At 65.5% G+C, this 14,226-nt stretch carries 13 protein-coding genes; 8 read left to right on the top strand and 5 right to left on the bottom strand.

The genetic code is table 11. From position 1 onward, the window contains the following. Nucleotides 1-113: 113 nt before the first annotated feature. Entirely contained in the window at nucleotides 114-1,967 is a 1,854-nt protein-coding gene (locus C7449_RS04310; protein WP_108001565.1) for an extracellular solute-binding protein, read from the bottom strand. Between the two features lie 185 nt (nucleotides 1,968-2,152). Here C7449_RS04310 and mepA point away from each other — a divergent pair, with 185 nt between their 5' ends. From mepA to C7449_RS04285, 5 genes are all read left to right on the top strand, one after another. After that, nucleotides 2,153-3,211 carry a penicillin-insensitive murein endopeptidase gene (gene mepA, locus C7449_RS04305; RefSeq protein ID WP_108001564.1) on the top strand — a complete coding sequence of 353 codons (1,059 nt, stop codon included), beginning with the start codon at nucleotides 2,153-2,155 and terminating at the stop codon, nucleotides 3,209-3,211. 242 nt (nucleotides 3,212-3,453) lie between these two features. After that, the gene (locus C7449_RS04300; RefSeq protein ID WP_108001563.1) at nucleotides 3,454-4,479 is read left to right on the top strand and encodes a glucokinase; all 1,026 of its coding nucleotides are present in this window, start codon (nucleotides 3,454-3,456) and stop codon (nucleotides 4,477-4,479) included. A gap of 112 nt (nucleotides 4,480-4,591) precedes the next feature. After that, a complete protein-coding gene (locus tag C7449_RS04295) occupies nucleotides 4,592-6,403 on the top strand; it encodes an ABC transporter ATP-binding protein (protein WP_108001562.1) in 1,812 nt (603 codons plus the stop codon). Next, entirely contained in the window at nucleotides 6,400-7,218 is an 819-nt protein-coding gene (gene dapB, locus C7449_RS04290) for a 4-hydroxy-tetrahydrodipicolinate reductase (protein ID WP_108001561.1), read from the top strand. Before C7449_RS04295 ends, dapB begins: the two co-directional genes overlap by 4 nt. 27 nt (nucleotides 7,219-7,245) lie before the next feature. Next, the gene (locus tag C7449_RS04285; protein WP_108001560.1) at nucleotides 7,246-7,881 is read left to right on the top strand and encodes a 2,3-bisphosphoglycerate-dependent phosphoglycerate mutase; all 636 of its coding nucleotides are present in this window, start codon (nucleotides 7,246-7,248) and stop codon (nucleotides 7,879-7,881) included. Nucleotides 7,882-7,931: 50 nt separating this feature from the next. Here the strand turns inward: C7449_RS04285 and C7449_RS04280 are convergent, their stop codons facing one another. Then, nucleotides 7,932-8,804, bottom strand: coding sequence for a methylated-DNA--[protein]-cysteine S-methyltransferase (locus tag C7449_RS04280; protein WP_108001559.1), 873 nt, complete (start codon nucleotides 8,802-8,804; stop codon nucleotides 7,932-7,934). Nucleotides 8,805-8,873: 69 nt separating this feature from the next. After that, nucleotides 8,874-9,374 (bottom strand): DUF2244 domain-containing protein, encoded by a 501-nt coding sequence (locus tag C7449_RS04275; RefSeq protein WP_108002047.1) that lies wholly within the window; start codon nucleotides 9,372-9,374, stop codon nucleotides 8,874-8,876. A 22-nt stretch (nucleotides 9,375-9,396) separates the two neighbouring features. Between C7449_RS04275 and nth the strand changes: the two genes are divergently transcribed. Continuing rightward, a complete protein-coding gene (nth, locus tag C7449_RS04270; protein WP_108001558.1) occupies nucleotides 9,397-10,167 on the top strand; it encodes an endonuclease III in 771 nt (256 codons plus the stop codon). A gap of 24 nt (nucleotides 10,168-10,191) precedes the next feature. Here nth and C7449_RS04265 read toward each other — a convergent pair whose 3' ends face one another. Continuing rightward, entirely contained in the window at nucleotides 10,192-10,764 is a 573-nt protein-coding gene (locus C7449_RS04265) for a TetR family transcriptional regulator (RefSeq protein ID WP_108001557.1), read from the bottom strand. 84 nt (nucleotides 10,765-10,848) lie between these two features. On the opposite strand from C7449_RS04265, the gene C7449_RS04260 reads away from it, so the two are divergent. After that, a complete protein-coding gene (locus C7449_RS04260; protein ID WP_108001556.1) occupies nucleotides 10,849-11,274 on the top strand; it encodes a VOC family protein in 426 nt (141 codons plus the stop codon). Between the two features lie 7 nt (nucleotides 11,275-11,281). On the opposite strand, the gene C7449_RS04255 is transcribed toward C7449_RS04260, so the two are convergent. After that, the gene (locus C7449_RS04255; protein WP_108001555.1) at nucleotides 11,282-11,995 is read right to left on the bottom strand and encodes a sulfate transporter family protein; all 714 of its coding nucleotides are present in this window, start codon (nucleotides 11,993-11,995) and stop codon (nucleotides 11,282-11,284) included. 146 nt (nucleotides 11,996-12,141) lie between these two features. Between C7449_RS04255 and C7449_RS04250 the strand changes: the two genes are divergently transcribed. Further along, nucleotides 12,142-14,208, top strand: a complete 2,067-nt coding sequence (locus tag C7449_RS04250) for a HAMP domain-containing methyl-accepting chemotaxis protein (protein WP_108001554.1) — start codon at nucleotides 12,142-12,144, stop codon at nucleotides 14,206-14,208. Nucleotides 14,209-14,226: the final 18 nt, after the last annotated feature.

Here is a 14,226-nt window from a genome sequence, read left to right as displayed (position 1 = left end):
GTCGTCTGTCCCGCTGTAAGCCGTCAATCCGCCAGATCCCGATGTGTCGCGCCGCGATGGCGGTGATTCGTGTTCCGGCAATTTGGAGCGCCGCGGCGCCCCAAGGCAAGCTCTCATTGCTGTTTCACCTCGGTCGACCACCAGGCATCCGGGAAGGCGAGCCCGTATTTCGGCAGTTCGGGAGGACGGGTGATCCGGTTCCAATAGGCGATCGGCGCCGCCATGCGGTAGTACATCGGCACCACGTAATGGTGGGCCAGCAGCACGCGATCCATCGCCCGCGTCGCCGCCACAAGCTCCTCCCGGTCCTTGGCAAAGATGATGCGGTCGATCAGCGCGTCGATGGCGGGATCGGCAATGCCCGCATAGTTCCGAGACCCCTCGCGCCCGACCGATGATGATCCCCAATAGTCGCCCTGCTCGTTGCCGGGATGAAGGGTCTGGGCCCAGACGGACCAGGTCATGTCGTAGTCGAAGGACCGCAGGCGATTGGTGTATTGCGAGGCATCGACGGTGCGAACCCGCGCGTCGATGCCGATGCGCTTCAGGTTGTTGGCATAGGGAAGCGCGACACGCTCGAGCGTCGGACTGGAGAGCAGGATCTCGAAGGAGAGCGGCTCGCCCGTCTCCGCGTTGACCATCCGGTTGCCCTTGAGCACGTATCCCCCTTCCTTCAGCAGCGCGACCGCCTTGCGCAGGTTTTCGCGCGCCTTCGCCGGATCGCCGCCGACCGGATTCTCGTAGGGCTCGGTGAAGACGCTGGGGGGAACCTTGTCCTTCAACTCGTTGAGGATCTCCAGCTCCTTGCCCTCTGGCAGGCCGGACGAGGCGAGCTCGGTGCCGAAGAAGTAGCTGTTGACCCGCTTGTACTGGCCATAAAAGACCGTCTTGTTCAGTTCCTCGAAGTCGAAGGCATAGTTCAGGGCCTGGCGCACCCGCTCGTCCTGAAAGATTGCCTTGCGCATGTTCGGCACCATCGCCTGCATGATGCCGGTGGCGCGATAAGGATTTTCGATCTCCTCGCGCTTGACGCGGCCGTCCTTGACGGCGGGGAAGTCGTAGCCGGTCGCCCAGCGGCTGGCCTGGTTCTCGAACCAGTAATCGACATTGCCGCCCCGGAACGCCTCGAACTCGACATTGCGGTCGCCGTAGAAGGAATACTCGATGCGGCCGAAGTTGTTCTCTCCAACATTGACGTTGAGGTCCTTGCCCCAATAGTCGTCACGCAGTTCGTAGCGGATTGCCGAGCCCGGCGAAAAGGAGGCGATCCTGTAGGGACCAGACCCCATCACCGGCTCCAGCGTCGTCTTCGAGATGTCGCGCTGGTTGCCGTTCGCGTCCTTGCCCTCCCACCAGTGCTTCGGCACGATCGAAAACTGGCCGAGGATCTGCGGCAGCTCGCGATTGTTCTTCTCGTCGAAGTGGAAGGTCACGTCGCGTTCGCCGGTTTTCTCCGCCGAGACGACGTGCTTGTAGTAGTTCGTGTAGAGCGGGTTGTGCTCGACCACCTTCTCGAAGGAGAAGATGACGTCCTCGGGCGTGACGGGCTGGCCGTCGGCCCATTTCGCCCCGGCGCGCAGCCGGAACGTGGCGGAGGAAATGTCGTCCGGATAGGAGACGCCCTCGGCCAGAAGGCCGTAGGAGGTTGTGACCTCGTCCTCCGACGATTTCATCAGCGTATCGAAGACACGTTCGATGCCCACCGCCGCCTCGCCCTTAGCCAGCAGCGGGTTGAACGAATCGAACGTCCCGTCGTTGGACAGCCTGAGCGTGCCGCCCTTCGGCGCCTGCGGATTGACGTAGTCGAAACGGGCAAAGCCGGGCTGGTACTTGAGCTCCCCGACGGTCGAGATCCCGTGATGCCACTGCTGCGGAACCTCCTGCGCGGTTGCCGCTCCGGTCGACACCGTTGCGCCCGCAGCCACGAAGATCACGCCCGCAAATGTCCCACGCCATCCGAACCGCATGCCAAGTCCCTTATTGTTGTTTTCGAAACTCACCTGCCGGAAAGATTAGACGAATTCCGGGCAATTGACAGAAGCCGCCATGAAAGCGGCGATTTTTTGCGACCACCCTGCGGCCGAATATCCATCCCCGCGAAAGCGCTTCGTGCTACTTGGACCGATTGCTACCCCCGATCTCGGACGACGACATGTTTGCCACGCTCAATTCCCTCCTTTGCCGTTTCGGTGCCGCTGCCGCGCTGCTCGCCGCGTTTGCGGCGGCTCCACTCCAGGCCGAGGAGCGCCCCGCCAAGGAGCTGTTCGCAGCCAGGGCGCTGCCGGCTGCGATGCCGGCCCAGGCCCACGGCTTCTACGCGAAAGGCTGCCTTGCCGGCGGCGTGGCGATCCCGACCGACGGTCCGACCTGGCAGGCGATGCGGCTGTCGCGCAACCGGCGCTGGGGGCACCCGGACATGATCGCACTTCTCGAGCGCTTTTCGCAGGATGCCCGCGCCAGGGTCGGCTGGAATGGCCTGCTTCTCGGCGACATCGCGCAGGCCCGCGGCGGCCCGATGCTGAACGGTCATTCGTCGCACCAGATCGGCCTCGACGCCGACATCTGGCTGACGCCCATGCCCGACCGCACCCTGACCTATGCGGAGCGTGAGACGATCCAGGCAACGTCGATGTTGCAGAAGAACAAGTTCCTGACGATCGACCCCAACGCCTGGAGCGACCGGCACGCGCAGTTGATCATGCTCGCGGCCAGCTATCCCCAGGTCGAACGGATCTTCGTCAACCCGGCGATCAAGAAAAAACTTTGCGACACGTGGACCGGCGATCGGGCCGATCTCGGCAAGGTCCGGCCGATCTACGGCCACGACTACCATTTCCATATCCGCATCAAGTGTCCGCCCGGTTCGAGCGACTGCAAGGGCCAGGCTGCGGTTCCCGTCGGCGACGGTTGTGACAAGTCGCTTGCCTGGTGGTTCACTGACGAGCCCTGGGCCAAGCCGACGCCGAAGCAGGAGAAGACGCCGCCGGTAAAGCCGAGGCAGACCCAGCTCTCCGACCTGCCCAGAGCCTGCGCCGCGGTCCTCTCAGGTCCTTCGCCGGCATCGGAGATGGAAGCCACCTATGGCGGAGGCGGAAATGCGCTCGCCTTTACCGCGCGCTCGGGCGAAGATGCAGCCGCAGCCGCGATCGTCAATGCGGCCGGCGGGCCGGCCGGTGTCATCCCGGTTCCGCTGCCACGGCCGTTGCAGTAAGCGGCGCAGCCTCGCTTGATCGCGACGTGAGAGATCGGCATGCTGATATGCTCGGCAGCCGCTGATGGCGATGCCGACGTAGACGGCAGGCGCTGATTTGTCTTGCGGGCGTCTATGACATGCCATGGCATTGAACCAGGCTACCGCCGACGGCTGCTGGCGCGCGCCTGACGCAATGGTGGCGCAAGCTTGCCGTTCGACAACGGGATCGACACAAACGGCGGGCATGAAAGCGAAAGACAATGGCCAGGTCGAATGACGGCGAAACAGCCCTGCACTTTCCGGTCCTGATTGGTGACATCGGCGGCACCAACGCCCGTTTCGCGCTCCTGGTCGATGCCTTCGGCGCGCCGAAGGAGTTCCCGGTGGTCCAGACGGCGGAATTCGCGACCATCGACGACGCGTTGCAACGCTGCATTCTCGATAAGACGTCGATCCAGCCGCGATCGGCGATCCTGGCGCTGGCCGGCCCGATCCAGGGAGACGAGGTGCCGCTGACCAACTGCGACTGGATCGTCCGCCCATGCGACATGATCGCCAATCTCGGCTTCGAGGACGTGCTGCTCGTCAACGACTTCGAGGCTCAGGCCCTGGCCATAGCCGCGCTCTCCGACAAGGACCGCGAGCAGATCGGCGGCGGAGACGAGGTTTTTGCGGCCTCGCGGGCAGTCCTGGGCCCCGGCACCGGGCTTGGGGTCGCCGGTCTGATCCACGCGCAGCACACCTGGATTCCCGTTCCCGGCGAGGGCGGCCATATTGACATGGGACCGCGCACCGACCGCGATTATCAGATCTGGCCGTTCCTTGAGACGATCGACGGCCGCGTCTCGGCCGAGGAGATCCTGAGCGGCCGCGGCATCGTCAACATCTATCGCGCGATCAATGCCGCGGACGGGCGGGATGCCCCGATCGAGGTGCCGGCCGCAGTCACCTCGGCGGCGCTCGCCGGCACAGATCGGGCGGCCGTTGAAACGCTTTCGCTCTTTTCCACCTATCTCGGCCGCATCGCCGGCGACATGGCAATGATCTTCATCGCCAGGGGCGGTGTCTATCTGGCCGGCGGCATCCCGCAAAAGATCCTGCCGGCGCTGCGTGGCCCCGAATTCCGTGCCGCCTTCGAGGACAAGGCCCCGCACGGCGACTTGCTGCGGTCGATCCCGACCTTCGTCGTCACGCATCCGATGGCTGCCCTTGCGGGCCTTGCCGCGTTTGCCCGCATGCCGGATCGGTTCGGCGTGGCGACCGAGGGACGACGCTGGCAGAAATAGGTTTCGGCGTCGCCGCAAGCGCAGACTCGCCAAACAATGAGTGAGGCTCTATAGAGCCCCGCAACGGGCGTCCGCATGTCGGGTGTCATGCCGCTGCAGGAAAGATGGTGCATTGAGCAAGAACAGCCGAACCGATCGTCACGTCAGTGCCGAAACGATCACCGGCGTTCTGAAGCGCGTCGTGGCGGAAAACGGGCGCGACCACATTCGCGGCTACCTGTTCGCGATCTTCTGCCTTGTCGTCGTCGCAGCCTCGACCGCTTTCACCGCGTGGATCATGGAAGCGGTCATCAATGAGGCCTTCGCCAACCGGCGCGCCGATCTCGTCGCCTGGATCTGCCTGGCGATCCTTATCGCCTTCGTGCTGCGCGGCTTCGCCACCTACGGGCAGGCGGTGACGCTTTCCAAGATCGGCAACAACATCGTCGCGCGCTATCAGCGCCGCCTCTATTCCCACCTGATGGCGCTCAGCGTCGGCTTCTACAGCGAGGCCCGCTCCGCCCGGTTTGCGGCGCAGCTCAGCCAGAACATCAACGGCATCCGCGACGTCCTCAACATGACCGTGACGTCGATTGCGCGCGACCTGCTGACGCTGATCGCGCTGATCGGCGTGATGATCTCGAAGGACGCGCTTCTGACCGCGATCGTGTTCCTCGTCGCGCCGCCGTTGCTGCTCGGCCTGCGCTACATATCAAAGCGGCTGAAATTGGCCACGCGCGAAGCGGTCCTCATCAACAGCCATGTGCTCGGCGCCATGCAGGAGACGATCCACGGCATCACCATCGTGAAGGCCTTCACGATGGAGGACCAGTTGCGCGCGAAGGTCGAAGGCATCATCGACCAGGCGGAGAAGCGCTCGAACCGCATCGCCCGGCTGTCGGAGCGCACCGCGCCGATGACCGAGACCTTTGCGGGCGTGGCAATTGCGGCCGTGCTCGGCTATTCGGCCTATCAGGCGATCTACGGCGGCGTTCTGCCCGGCGCATTCTTCGCCTTCATCGCGGCGCTGCTGATGGCCTACGATCCGGCCCGCCGCCTCGCCAGGCTGCAGGTTTCGCTCGAACGTGCCATCGTCAATGCCCGGATGATCTACGAAGTCCTCGACATCGAGCCGCACCAGCGCGACCGGCCGGGCGCGACGACCCTCGCCGTGACGAAGGCGGAGATCGAGTTCAGAGGCGTATCGTTCGCCTACGCTACCGGCAACGCCATCCTGCGGAACGTCAGCTTCGTTGCGGAAGGCGGCAGGACGACCGCCCTCGTCGGCCCGTCGGGTGCGGGCAAATCGACCGTCATCAGCCTCATTCCGCGCTTCTACGATCCAGCCGAAGGGCAGATCCTCATCGACGGGCAGGACATTGCCGGTGTCACCAAGCAATCGTTGCGCAACAACATCGCCTATGTCTCGCAGCAGCCCTATCTGTTCGAAGGCACGATCCGCGACAACATCCGCTATGGACGGCCCGAGGCGACCGATGCCGAAGTGGAGGAAGCGGCACGGCTCGCCTATGCGCATGAGTTCATCCTGTCGCAGCCGCAGGGCTACGACACGCCGGTCGGCGAGAACGGCGTGACGCTTTCCGGCGGCCAGCGCCAGCGGCTGTCGATCGCACGCGCGCTGGTGCGCAACGCGCCGATCCTGCTGCTCGACGAGGCGACGTCGGCGCTCGACACGGAATCGGAACAGGCGGTGCAGCAGGCGCTGGAACATGCAATGAGCGGGCGCACCGTCGTCGTCATCGCGCATCGCCTCTCGACGATCGTCAATGCCGACCGGATTGTCGTGATGCAGGAGGGCACGGTGGTCGAGGAGGGCACGCACGATACGCTTGCCGCCCGTCCGGACGGCCTCTACGCTCGGCTGAACAATCTGCAGCAGCCGAGCGGCTCCCTGCAGGAGGAAGATAGAAAGGCGGGCGAATGACGGCCCAGGACATGAAGTTGGTCGTGGTCGGCGCCGCCGGCCGCATGGGGCAGACGCTGATCCGCACGATCCATGCGATGGATGGGGTGACGCTCTATGCTGCGGTAGAGCGCACCGGCTCGGCCTTCGTCGGCAAGGACGCCGGCGAACTGGCGGGGCTCGGCCCGATCGGCGTAACGATCACGGACCGGCCGCTGGAGGCTTTTGTCGATGCCGAGGGTGTCCTCGACTTCACGGCACCGGCCGCCACCATCGAATTCGCCGGGCTGGCGGCACAGGCACGCATCGTCCACGTGGTCGGCACGACAGGCTGCTCCGCCGACGACGATGCGAAGATCGCCGCCGCCGCCCGTCACGCCCGGGTCGTCAAGTCCGGCAACATGAGCCTCGGGGTCAACCTCTTGGCGGTGCTGGCCGAGAAGGCCGCCCGTGCACTCGGGCCGGCCGACTGGGATATCGAGATCGTCGAGATGCACCATCGCCACAAGGTTGACGCGCCATCCGGGACTGCGCTGTTGCTTGGCGAGGCGGCCGCTCGCGGCCGCGGCATCGCGCTTGCTGGCCATTCGGTGCGGGTGCGCGACGGCCATACCGGACCACGGGAAGCCGGGACGATCGGCTTCGCCACGCTCCGCGGCGGCTCCGTCGTCGGCGATCACTCGGTCATTCTTGCCGGCGAGGGCGAACTGGTGACGCTCTCGCACAGCGCGGCCGACCGCAGCATCTTTGCGCGCGGCGCGGTGAAAGCGGCGCTGTGGGCCCGCGACAAGAAGCCGGGCCTTTATTCCATGCTCGACGTGCTCGGGCTCAACTGACATCCCCAATCGAGGAGCGAAGACCACATGAGCGGCACCCTTGTCCTTGTTCGCCACGGCCAGAGCGAATGGAACCTGAAGAACCTGTTTACCGGCTGGCGCGACCCCGACCTGACGCCGCTCGGCGTGGAAGAGGCCAATGCCGGCGGCAAGGCGCTCGCCGACTACGGCATCAAGTTCGACATCGCTTTCACCTCGGACCTCATCCGGGCGCAGCGGACCTGCCAGATGGTGCTCGACAATGTCGGCCAGCCCGATCTCGAAACGATCCGCGACCAGGCGCTCAACGAGCGCGACTACGGCGATCTTTCCGGTCTCAACAAGGATGATGCGCGGGCCAAGTGGGGCGAGGAGCAGGTGCATATCTGGCGCCGGTCCTACGACGTGCCGCCGCCGGGCGGCGAAAGCCTGCGCGACACCGGCGCCCGCGTCTGGCCCTACTACCTGACGGAGATCCTGCCGCGCGTGCTGCGGGGAGAAAAGGTGCTGGTCGCCGCCCACGGCAACTCGCTGCGCGCCCTCGTCATGGTTCTCGACCGGCTGACAAAGGAGCAGGTGCTGAACCTCAACCTCGCGACCGGCGTGCCGATGATCTACAAGCTGAACGCCGATTCCACCGTCGCCTCGAAGGAAGTGCTGGGCGACATGTCCGGCGCCCATTGAACGCTCGGTCAATCCGATGAAAAGGGCCGCAAGCTGCGGCCCTTTTTCGTTCAGGCCCTGCCCGCTTCCCAGCCGAGCATCGCCCGCTTGCGGGTGAGGCCCCAATGGTAGCCGGTGAGTGCGCCACCCTTGCCGAGGGCGCGGTGGCAGGGCACGACGAAGGACAGCGGGTTGCGGCCGACGGCAGCGCCCACCGCGCGCGACGCCGTCGGCTGGCCAACCTGCCCGGCAATATCCGAATAGGTGACGGCCCGGCCCATCGGAATGCGCAGCAGCGCCTCCCAGACGCGGATCTGGAAGTCCGAACCGATCAGGACGATGCGCAGCGGCTGCTGCGGGTTCCACCGCGCGGAGTCGAAGATGCGGAGCGCATAGGCGGCTGTCGCCTCCTGGTCGTGGACATAGACGGCGTTCGGCCAACGGCAGGTCATGTCGGCAAGGCACGCCTCCTCGTCGCTGTCGTCGGCGAAGGCAAGGCCGGCAAGGCCGCGGTCGGTGGCCATCACCAGCGCCAGCCCGAAGGGCGACACGTGGTACCCATAGCGGATCGTCAGCCCCGCCCCCCGCGCCTTCCATTCGCCCGGCGACATCGCTTCGTGGGTGACGAACAGGTCGTGCAGGCGGCCGGGACCTGACAGGCCGACCTCGAAGCTGGTTTCGAGCAGCGGCATCGATTCCTGCCGCAACAGGCGCTTGGCGTGGTCGAGGGTGACGGCCTGGAGGAAGGCCTTCGGCGAGAGGCCGGCCCAGCGTGTGAACGTCTTCTGCAACTGGGTGGGCGACTGCCCCAGGCGCATGGCGACATCATCAAGCGAGGGCTGGTGGCGATAGTCCTCGGTGATCATTTCGATGACCTTGCGGACGGTCTCGTAGTCCGACCCTTCGGGAGTGATGTCGGATTTCAGCGTGGCGGCGATGTTCATCGGTCTTCTCCTGTTGCCATCAGGAAAACACGCCGCGCGCTGCTACGCCACCCGAAACCTGCGGCATTCTCAATGCCCGCGCTTGACGCGGGCCAAGGCGCCGGCAAATTCGGTCGCGAAGCGCTCGCGATCCTCCCGGTGCAGAAATCCGCCGACGTCCGTTCGCCGACCCTGCCCGCTGATCGCCATGTCGGTGATGCCTACCTCCCGGCGTCGCGACACATGGAAGCGCGCCCAGAACGGGTTGAAGTCGTGCGCGGTCTCGCGGCCGGAGGGGGCCAGCTTGCGGACCAGGATGCTGGTCCGCGACAGCGCGACCAGTTCGCGGGCACGCGCGGCGCGATTGTTGAACCAGAAGGCCATAAACAGGATGAGGAAATCGGCGCCGAAGAACATCATGATCGGCCAGGCACCGGATATCAGGAAGACGGCCATGTGGGCGATGGTCAGCGCACCGGCGACGAGAAAGAAGATCAGGTGCCCCTTGCGGCCGAGCGAACGATGCGGCCTCAGTTCGGCGAAGAACACAGGCCGCTCGTTGAGGTTGATATCGTCGTTGCCATCGCTCATGGCCGACGAATATAGAGGGATCATGAAGAACGCGAAACCGAAATCACCTGCCGCTGTCCCCGCGCGCGCGGCACCGAAGCGCCGCAGCGCCAAGACCCGGAGTGCCTATTCGCCGGACGAGATCCGCGAGATCTTCCGCCGCTTCGCGATCCAGCGGCCGGAACCGAAGGGCGAACTGGAGCACGTCAATCCGTTCACCCTCGTCGTCGCGGTGGCGCTTTCGGCCCAGGCGACCGACGCCGGCGTCAACAAGGCGACCCGCGCCCTCTTCGCCGTCGCCGATACGCCGGAGAAGATGCTGGCGCTCGGCGAGGAGAAGGTGCGCGACTACATCAAGACGATCGGCCTCTACCGCAACAAGGCGAAGAACGTGATCGCGCTCAGCCAGAAGCTCATCGACGATTTCGGCGGCGAGGTGCCGCGCACCCGCGAGGAGCTGGTGACGCTCCCCGGCGTCGGCCGCAAGACCGCCAACGTCGTGCTGTCGATGGCCTTCGGCCAGTCGACGATCGCGGTGGACACGCACATCCTGCGCATCGCCAACCGGATCCTGCTGGCCCCCGGCAAGACCCCGGACGAGGTCGAGGACCGGCTGATGCGGATCATTCCGGACGACTACCTCTACCGCGCCCACCACTGGCTGATCCTGCACGGCCGCTATGTCTGCAAGGCGCGCAAGCCCGAATGCGAACGCTGCGTGATCGCCGACATCTGCAAGTCGCCGGAAAAGACCTGCGATATCCCCGCCCCGCTCGTGGAACTGCCGCCGCAGGCGATCGCCGCGGCGCAGTAACGAGGCCCCGGGATCCGGGGCGATCTACCGGGCAAGACCGTCGATCAGTTCCGCAAGGGCGGCCTCATAGGCTTTTCGGTCGGCCCCGGCCGCGATCTCCAGGGCGGCACGGTCGAAGGCTGCCGAGAGCAACGTGGTCAACTGCCCGGCAAGAGCATCCCGGCCATCATCCCTTCGCAGAAAGGCGGAAAGTCCGGCGCGAAGAGAACGCTCCGCGTTGTCCCGGTCGACAGCCGCGGCCGCATCCGCGCCGAGCACGGCGGGTGCCTCCAAGAGCAGCAGCCGGGTGCGGCCATTGACGGCCATCGCGTCGAAGTAGCCGCGCGCACCGCTGAGGATCGCCAGGCGCGCGTCCATCTCCGGTGCGGCCGTCGTTTCGATCTCTGCCGCGACGGCGGCCGCCTCCCGCTCGGCCACCGCCAGGAAGAGCGCCTTCTTGTCCTCGAAGTGGTGGTAGAGTGCGCCGCGCGTGACGCCAGCCGCGGCGACGATGTCGGGGGTCGCCGTCTCCGCGTAACCCCTCTCGACGAAAAGCCGTTGCGCGGCGTCGAGCAGAGCCGTGCGCGTCGCTTCCGTCCGTTCCTTGTTGCGGCTCACAATTCACCCCTTTACATACATTCTGCACGCACGCTAAATGAAAAACAATCAGATTGTATGTCATCCCCACGAGGACGAGAAGCCATGCGGACCACCAGCTATTATCCCGTCATCATGACCGACGACCTCGCCGGCACGGCCGCCTTCTACTGCACGCACTTTCGTTTCCAACCCCTGTTCACCAGCGACTGGTACGTCCATCTCCAGTCGACCGAAGACGAACACGTGACGCTGGCGGTCCTGGACGGACAGCACGAAACGATCCCCGCGGTCGCCCGAGGGAAAGTCTCGGGCCTGCTTCTGAACTTCGAGGTGGAGGACGCCGACGCCATTTACGCTGCCTGCCGCGCCGCCGGCCTGCCCATCCTGAAGCCGATCTGCGACGAGGCCTTTGGCCAGCGCCATTTCATCACGGCCGATCCAAACGGCGTATTAATCGACGTGATCAAGCCGATCCCGCCGAGCGAGGAGTTTGCCGGGCACTACGAGCCGTCGGCGCTTCCGGACTAGGCTCACGCTAGCCGCGAAAATCCGGATCGGCGCGCGACAGCAGCTTGTGCAAATGCACCATCAATCCGGCGGCAAACAGCGGCGTAAGCAGATTGACGACCGGAACGGCCAGGAAGGCGGCGACGGCGAGGCCGGCTAGAAACACCTTGGATGCGTGCTTGGCCCGGAAGAGCCGCGCCTCCTGCGGCGACCGGAAGCGCATCGCGGCGAACTCGAAGAACTCGCGCCCGAGCAGGTAGCCGTTCACCAGGAAAAAGGCGACCAGGTTGATGCCCGGAACGAAGAGCAACAGCAGCGCGACGAAATTGCCGACGAGCACCACCCCGAGAAACTTGACGGAGCCGGCAATCGCCGCGCCGAGCGGCAGCGCCCGGCCGGGCGGATCGGCCGGATAGTCGTGCCGCTCGACCACGTCGGCCACGTCATCGAGGAAAAACCCGGCGATGACGGCCGTGACGGGGGCGAGCAGCAGCGCAAGCAAGAGCGCAAGGCCGACGCTTGCGAAAATGCCGGCGACGACAGTCAGCCAGCTGGCCCAGTCCGGAAAGGCGGGCAGGTAGCCGGAAAACCAGGGCAGCGCGAAGGCGACAAAGCTCTCCCGCAAGGCGAACCACAGCAGCACCAAGGCCAACAGGGTGAGCCCAAGCACCTTCCAGAACACCCGCCGGGTTTCCGGCGCGAAGAGATTGGCAAGCGCCAGTCGCGCCGCATCGAGAATCATCCGTATTCTCCCTGTTGGTCGCGCCGATGTAGGGTCCGGAGGACCGGCCCGCAAGCCGACGTCGGGGCCCGGCGATTAAGTGCGTGTTAAACAACCGAAACTAGAATCCGCGCAAACGTTTATACAGGCATATTTGGGGACACTTCATGCGCACGATCAGGATCAGCAGGCTTCTTCCCGCGCTCTTCGTTTTGATGGTGGTGCTCGGTGTCTTGCAAGGTGCGATTGCCTTCCGCTCGCTCTCGACCATCACCGACCAGTTCGAGCGCATCGGCGATGAACGCATGCCGCAGTTGCGTATGATCCTCCAGATCAATCATGACTTTGCGGAACTGCAAAGCAGCTACTCCGATCACATGCTGACGAGAACCCCGGATGAACTGACGGCGATCGAGGCCACAATCACCGAGCGCGCCGACGCACTGGCGAGACAGTTCGATAGCTACGCGGCTACGATTGCCGATGATCGCGAGGCGGCAAGCGTGGTCGGCACCATCAAGGAAATCTTCGCCGCCTACCTGGCGGAATCGGAGAAGCTGAAGCAGGCCTCCGCCATGGCCGCCAAGGGCGTGGCCGCTGAGATCTTCCACGGCGCGATGAAACAGGAGGCCGACCGGATCAAGACGGCGCTGGCGAGCCTCATCGCCAGCAACGAGCGCACCACGGCGAGCGGTCTCGAAGCGGCGCTCGCCGAACAGGCGCTGGCGTACCAGCTGACGATCGCCTCTCTTCTGCTCTCCGTCGGACTCGCCACGGCGGCGATCTTCATCGTCAACCGCCGCGTCGTCCGGCCGCTGAACGGCATCTCCGGCGCGATGAAGCAACTGGCGGACGGCAACATCGGCCAGGACATCCCCTATTCCGAGCGGCGCGACGAGATCGGCGAAATGGCCGCGGCGGTCGCCGTCTTCCGCGACAACGCGGGCGAGCGCATGCGCCTGGAACGGCAGGCCGCATCCGACCGGGCGCTGGCCGAGGGCGAGCGCATGGCGCACGAGGCGGAGCGCAACCGGGAAAGCGCCAGGGTCCAGGCCGCCATGGCGTCGCTGGCGCATGCACTCGAAAGCCTGGCCTCGGGCGACATGACGTGCACCATCGAGACGCCGTTCGAGGGCGATCTGGACCGGCTCCGCCAGGATTTCAATATTTCGGTTGCACGCCTCAGGGAGGCGCTCTGCGAGGTCGGCGACAATGCCCGCACGATCGATGCAAGCGCCCGCCAGATCCGGGAAGCGGCGGACGCGCTCGCCCGCCGCACCGAACACCAGGCCGCCTCGGTCGAGGAGACCGCGGCCGCGCTGGAGCAGGTGACGACGACGGTGAAGGATTCGACCCGCCGCGCGGAGGAAGCGGGCGCCCTTGTAGCGCGCACCCGCGACGGGGCGGAAAGATCCGGCGATATCGTACGCCGCGCGATCTCCGCGATGCAGCAGATCGAACGCTCCTCCGGCGAGATCGGCAACATCATCGGCGTAATCGACGACATCGCCTTCCAGACGAACCTCCTGGCGCTGAACGCCGGCGTGGAAGCTGCCCGTGCAGGCGAGGCCGGCAAGGGGTTTGCGGTGGTGGCCCAGGAAGTGCGCGAACTCGCCCAGCGTTCGGCCACGGCTGCGCGCGAGATCAAGGCGCTGATCACCGCCTCGAGCGGACAGGTCCAGAACGGCGTCGCACTCGTCGACCAGACCGGACAGGCACTGGAAACGATCGTCGAGGAGGTCCAGGAAATCAACGGCCACGTGGAGGCGATCGTGGTGGCGGCTCGCGAACAGGCGAGCGGCCTGTCGGAGATAAACACCGCTGTCGCCAGCATCGACCAGGGAACGCAGCAGAACGCGGCAATGGTAGAGGAGACGACTGCGGCGAGCCACGGCATGGCCGACGACGTGCAGGCGCTGAACACCCTGATCGCGCGCTTCAACGTCGGCGTCGCCAACGGCGATGCGGCACGCGCACCCAGCCATCAGGCCATGCCGGTGGCTGAGACTGTGCCGGCCGCGGTCACGACAGCGAAAGCGGGCTCGACGGCGAGGCCTCTGGCTGGAACCGTCACGCAGCTGCCGCGCAAGTCCGGCGGCCAATGGAACGTGAAGGCCGCCAGCGCGACATCGCGGGCCGTCACCTCACCGGCGAACCTGTTGAAGCAGAAGCTGCTCGGTGCGCTCGGCGCGCGCGCGGAAGCCAGCAAGGACGCGGACTGGGAGGAATTCTGATCCCTTGCCGGCGGGAGG

Source organism: Mycoplana dimorpha (assembly GCF_003046475.1).
Classification (GTDB): Bacteria; Pseudomonadota; Alphaproteobacteria; order Rhizobiales; family Rhizobiaceae; genus Mycoplana; species Mycoplana dimorpha.
This window is presented reverse-complemented; position numbering and strand designations above follow the sequence as displayed.

Bases quoted from the DNA above. Each gene is read 5' to 3' on its own strand.
- C7449_RS04310 (WP_108001565.1), bottom strand. From the start codon at position 1,967: ATGCGGTTCGGATGGCGTGGGACATTTGCGGGCGTGATCTTCGTGGCT.
- mepA (WP_108001564.1), top strand. From the start codon at position 2,153: ATGTTTGCCACGCTCAATTCCCTCCTTTGCCGTTTCGGTGCCGCTGCC.
- C7449_RS04300 (WP_108001563.1), top strand. From the start codon at position 3,454: ATGGCCAGGTCGAATGACGGCGAAACAGCCCTGCACTTTCCGGTCCTG.
- dapB (WP_108001561.1), top strand. From the start codon at position 6,400: ATGACGGCCCAGGACATGAAGTTGGTCGTGGTCGGCGCCGCCGGCCGC.
- C7449_RS04285 (WP_108001560.1), top strand. From the start codon at position 7,246: ATGAGCGGCACCCTTGTCCTTGTTCGCCACGGCCAGAGCGAATGGAAC.
- C7449_RS04280 (WP_108001559.1), bottom strand. From the start codon at position 8,804: ATGAACATCGCCGCCACGCTGAAATCCGACATCACTCCCGAAGGGTCG.
- C7449_RS04275 (WP_108002047.1), bottom strand. From the start codon at position 9,374: ATGAGCGATGGCAACGACGATATCAACCTCAACGAGCGGCCTGTGTTC.
- nth (WP_108001558.1), top strand. From the start codon at position 9,397: ATGAAGAACGCGAAACCGAAATCACCTGCCGCTGTCCCCGCGCGCGCG.
- C7449_RS04260 (WP_108001556.1), top strand. From the start codon at position 10,849: ATGCGGACCACCAGCTATTATCCCGTCATCATGACCGACGACCTCGCC.
- C7449_RS04255 (WP_108001555.1), bottom strand. From the start codon at position 11,995: ATGATTCTCGATGCGGCGCGACTGGCGCTTGCCAATCTCTTCGCGCCG.
- C7449_RS04250 (WP_108001554.1), top strand. From the start codon at position 12,142: ATGCGCACGATCAGGATCAGCAGGCTTCTTCCCGCGCTCTTCGTTTTG.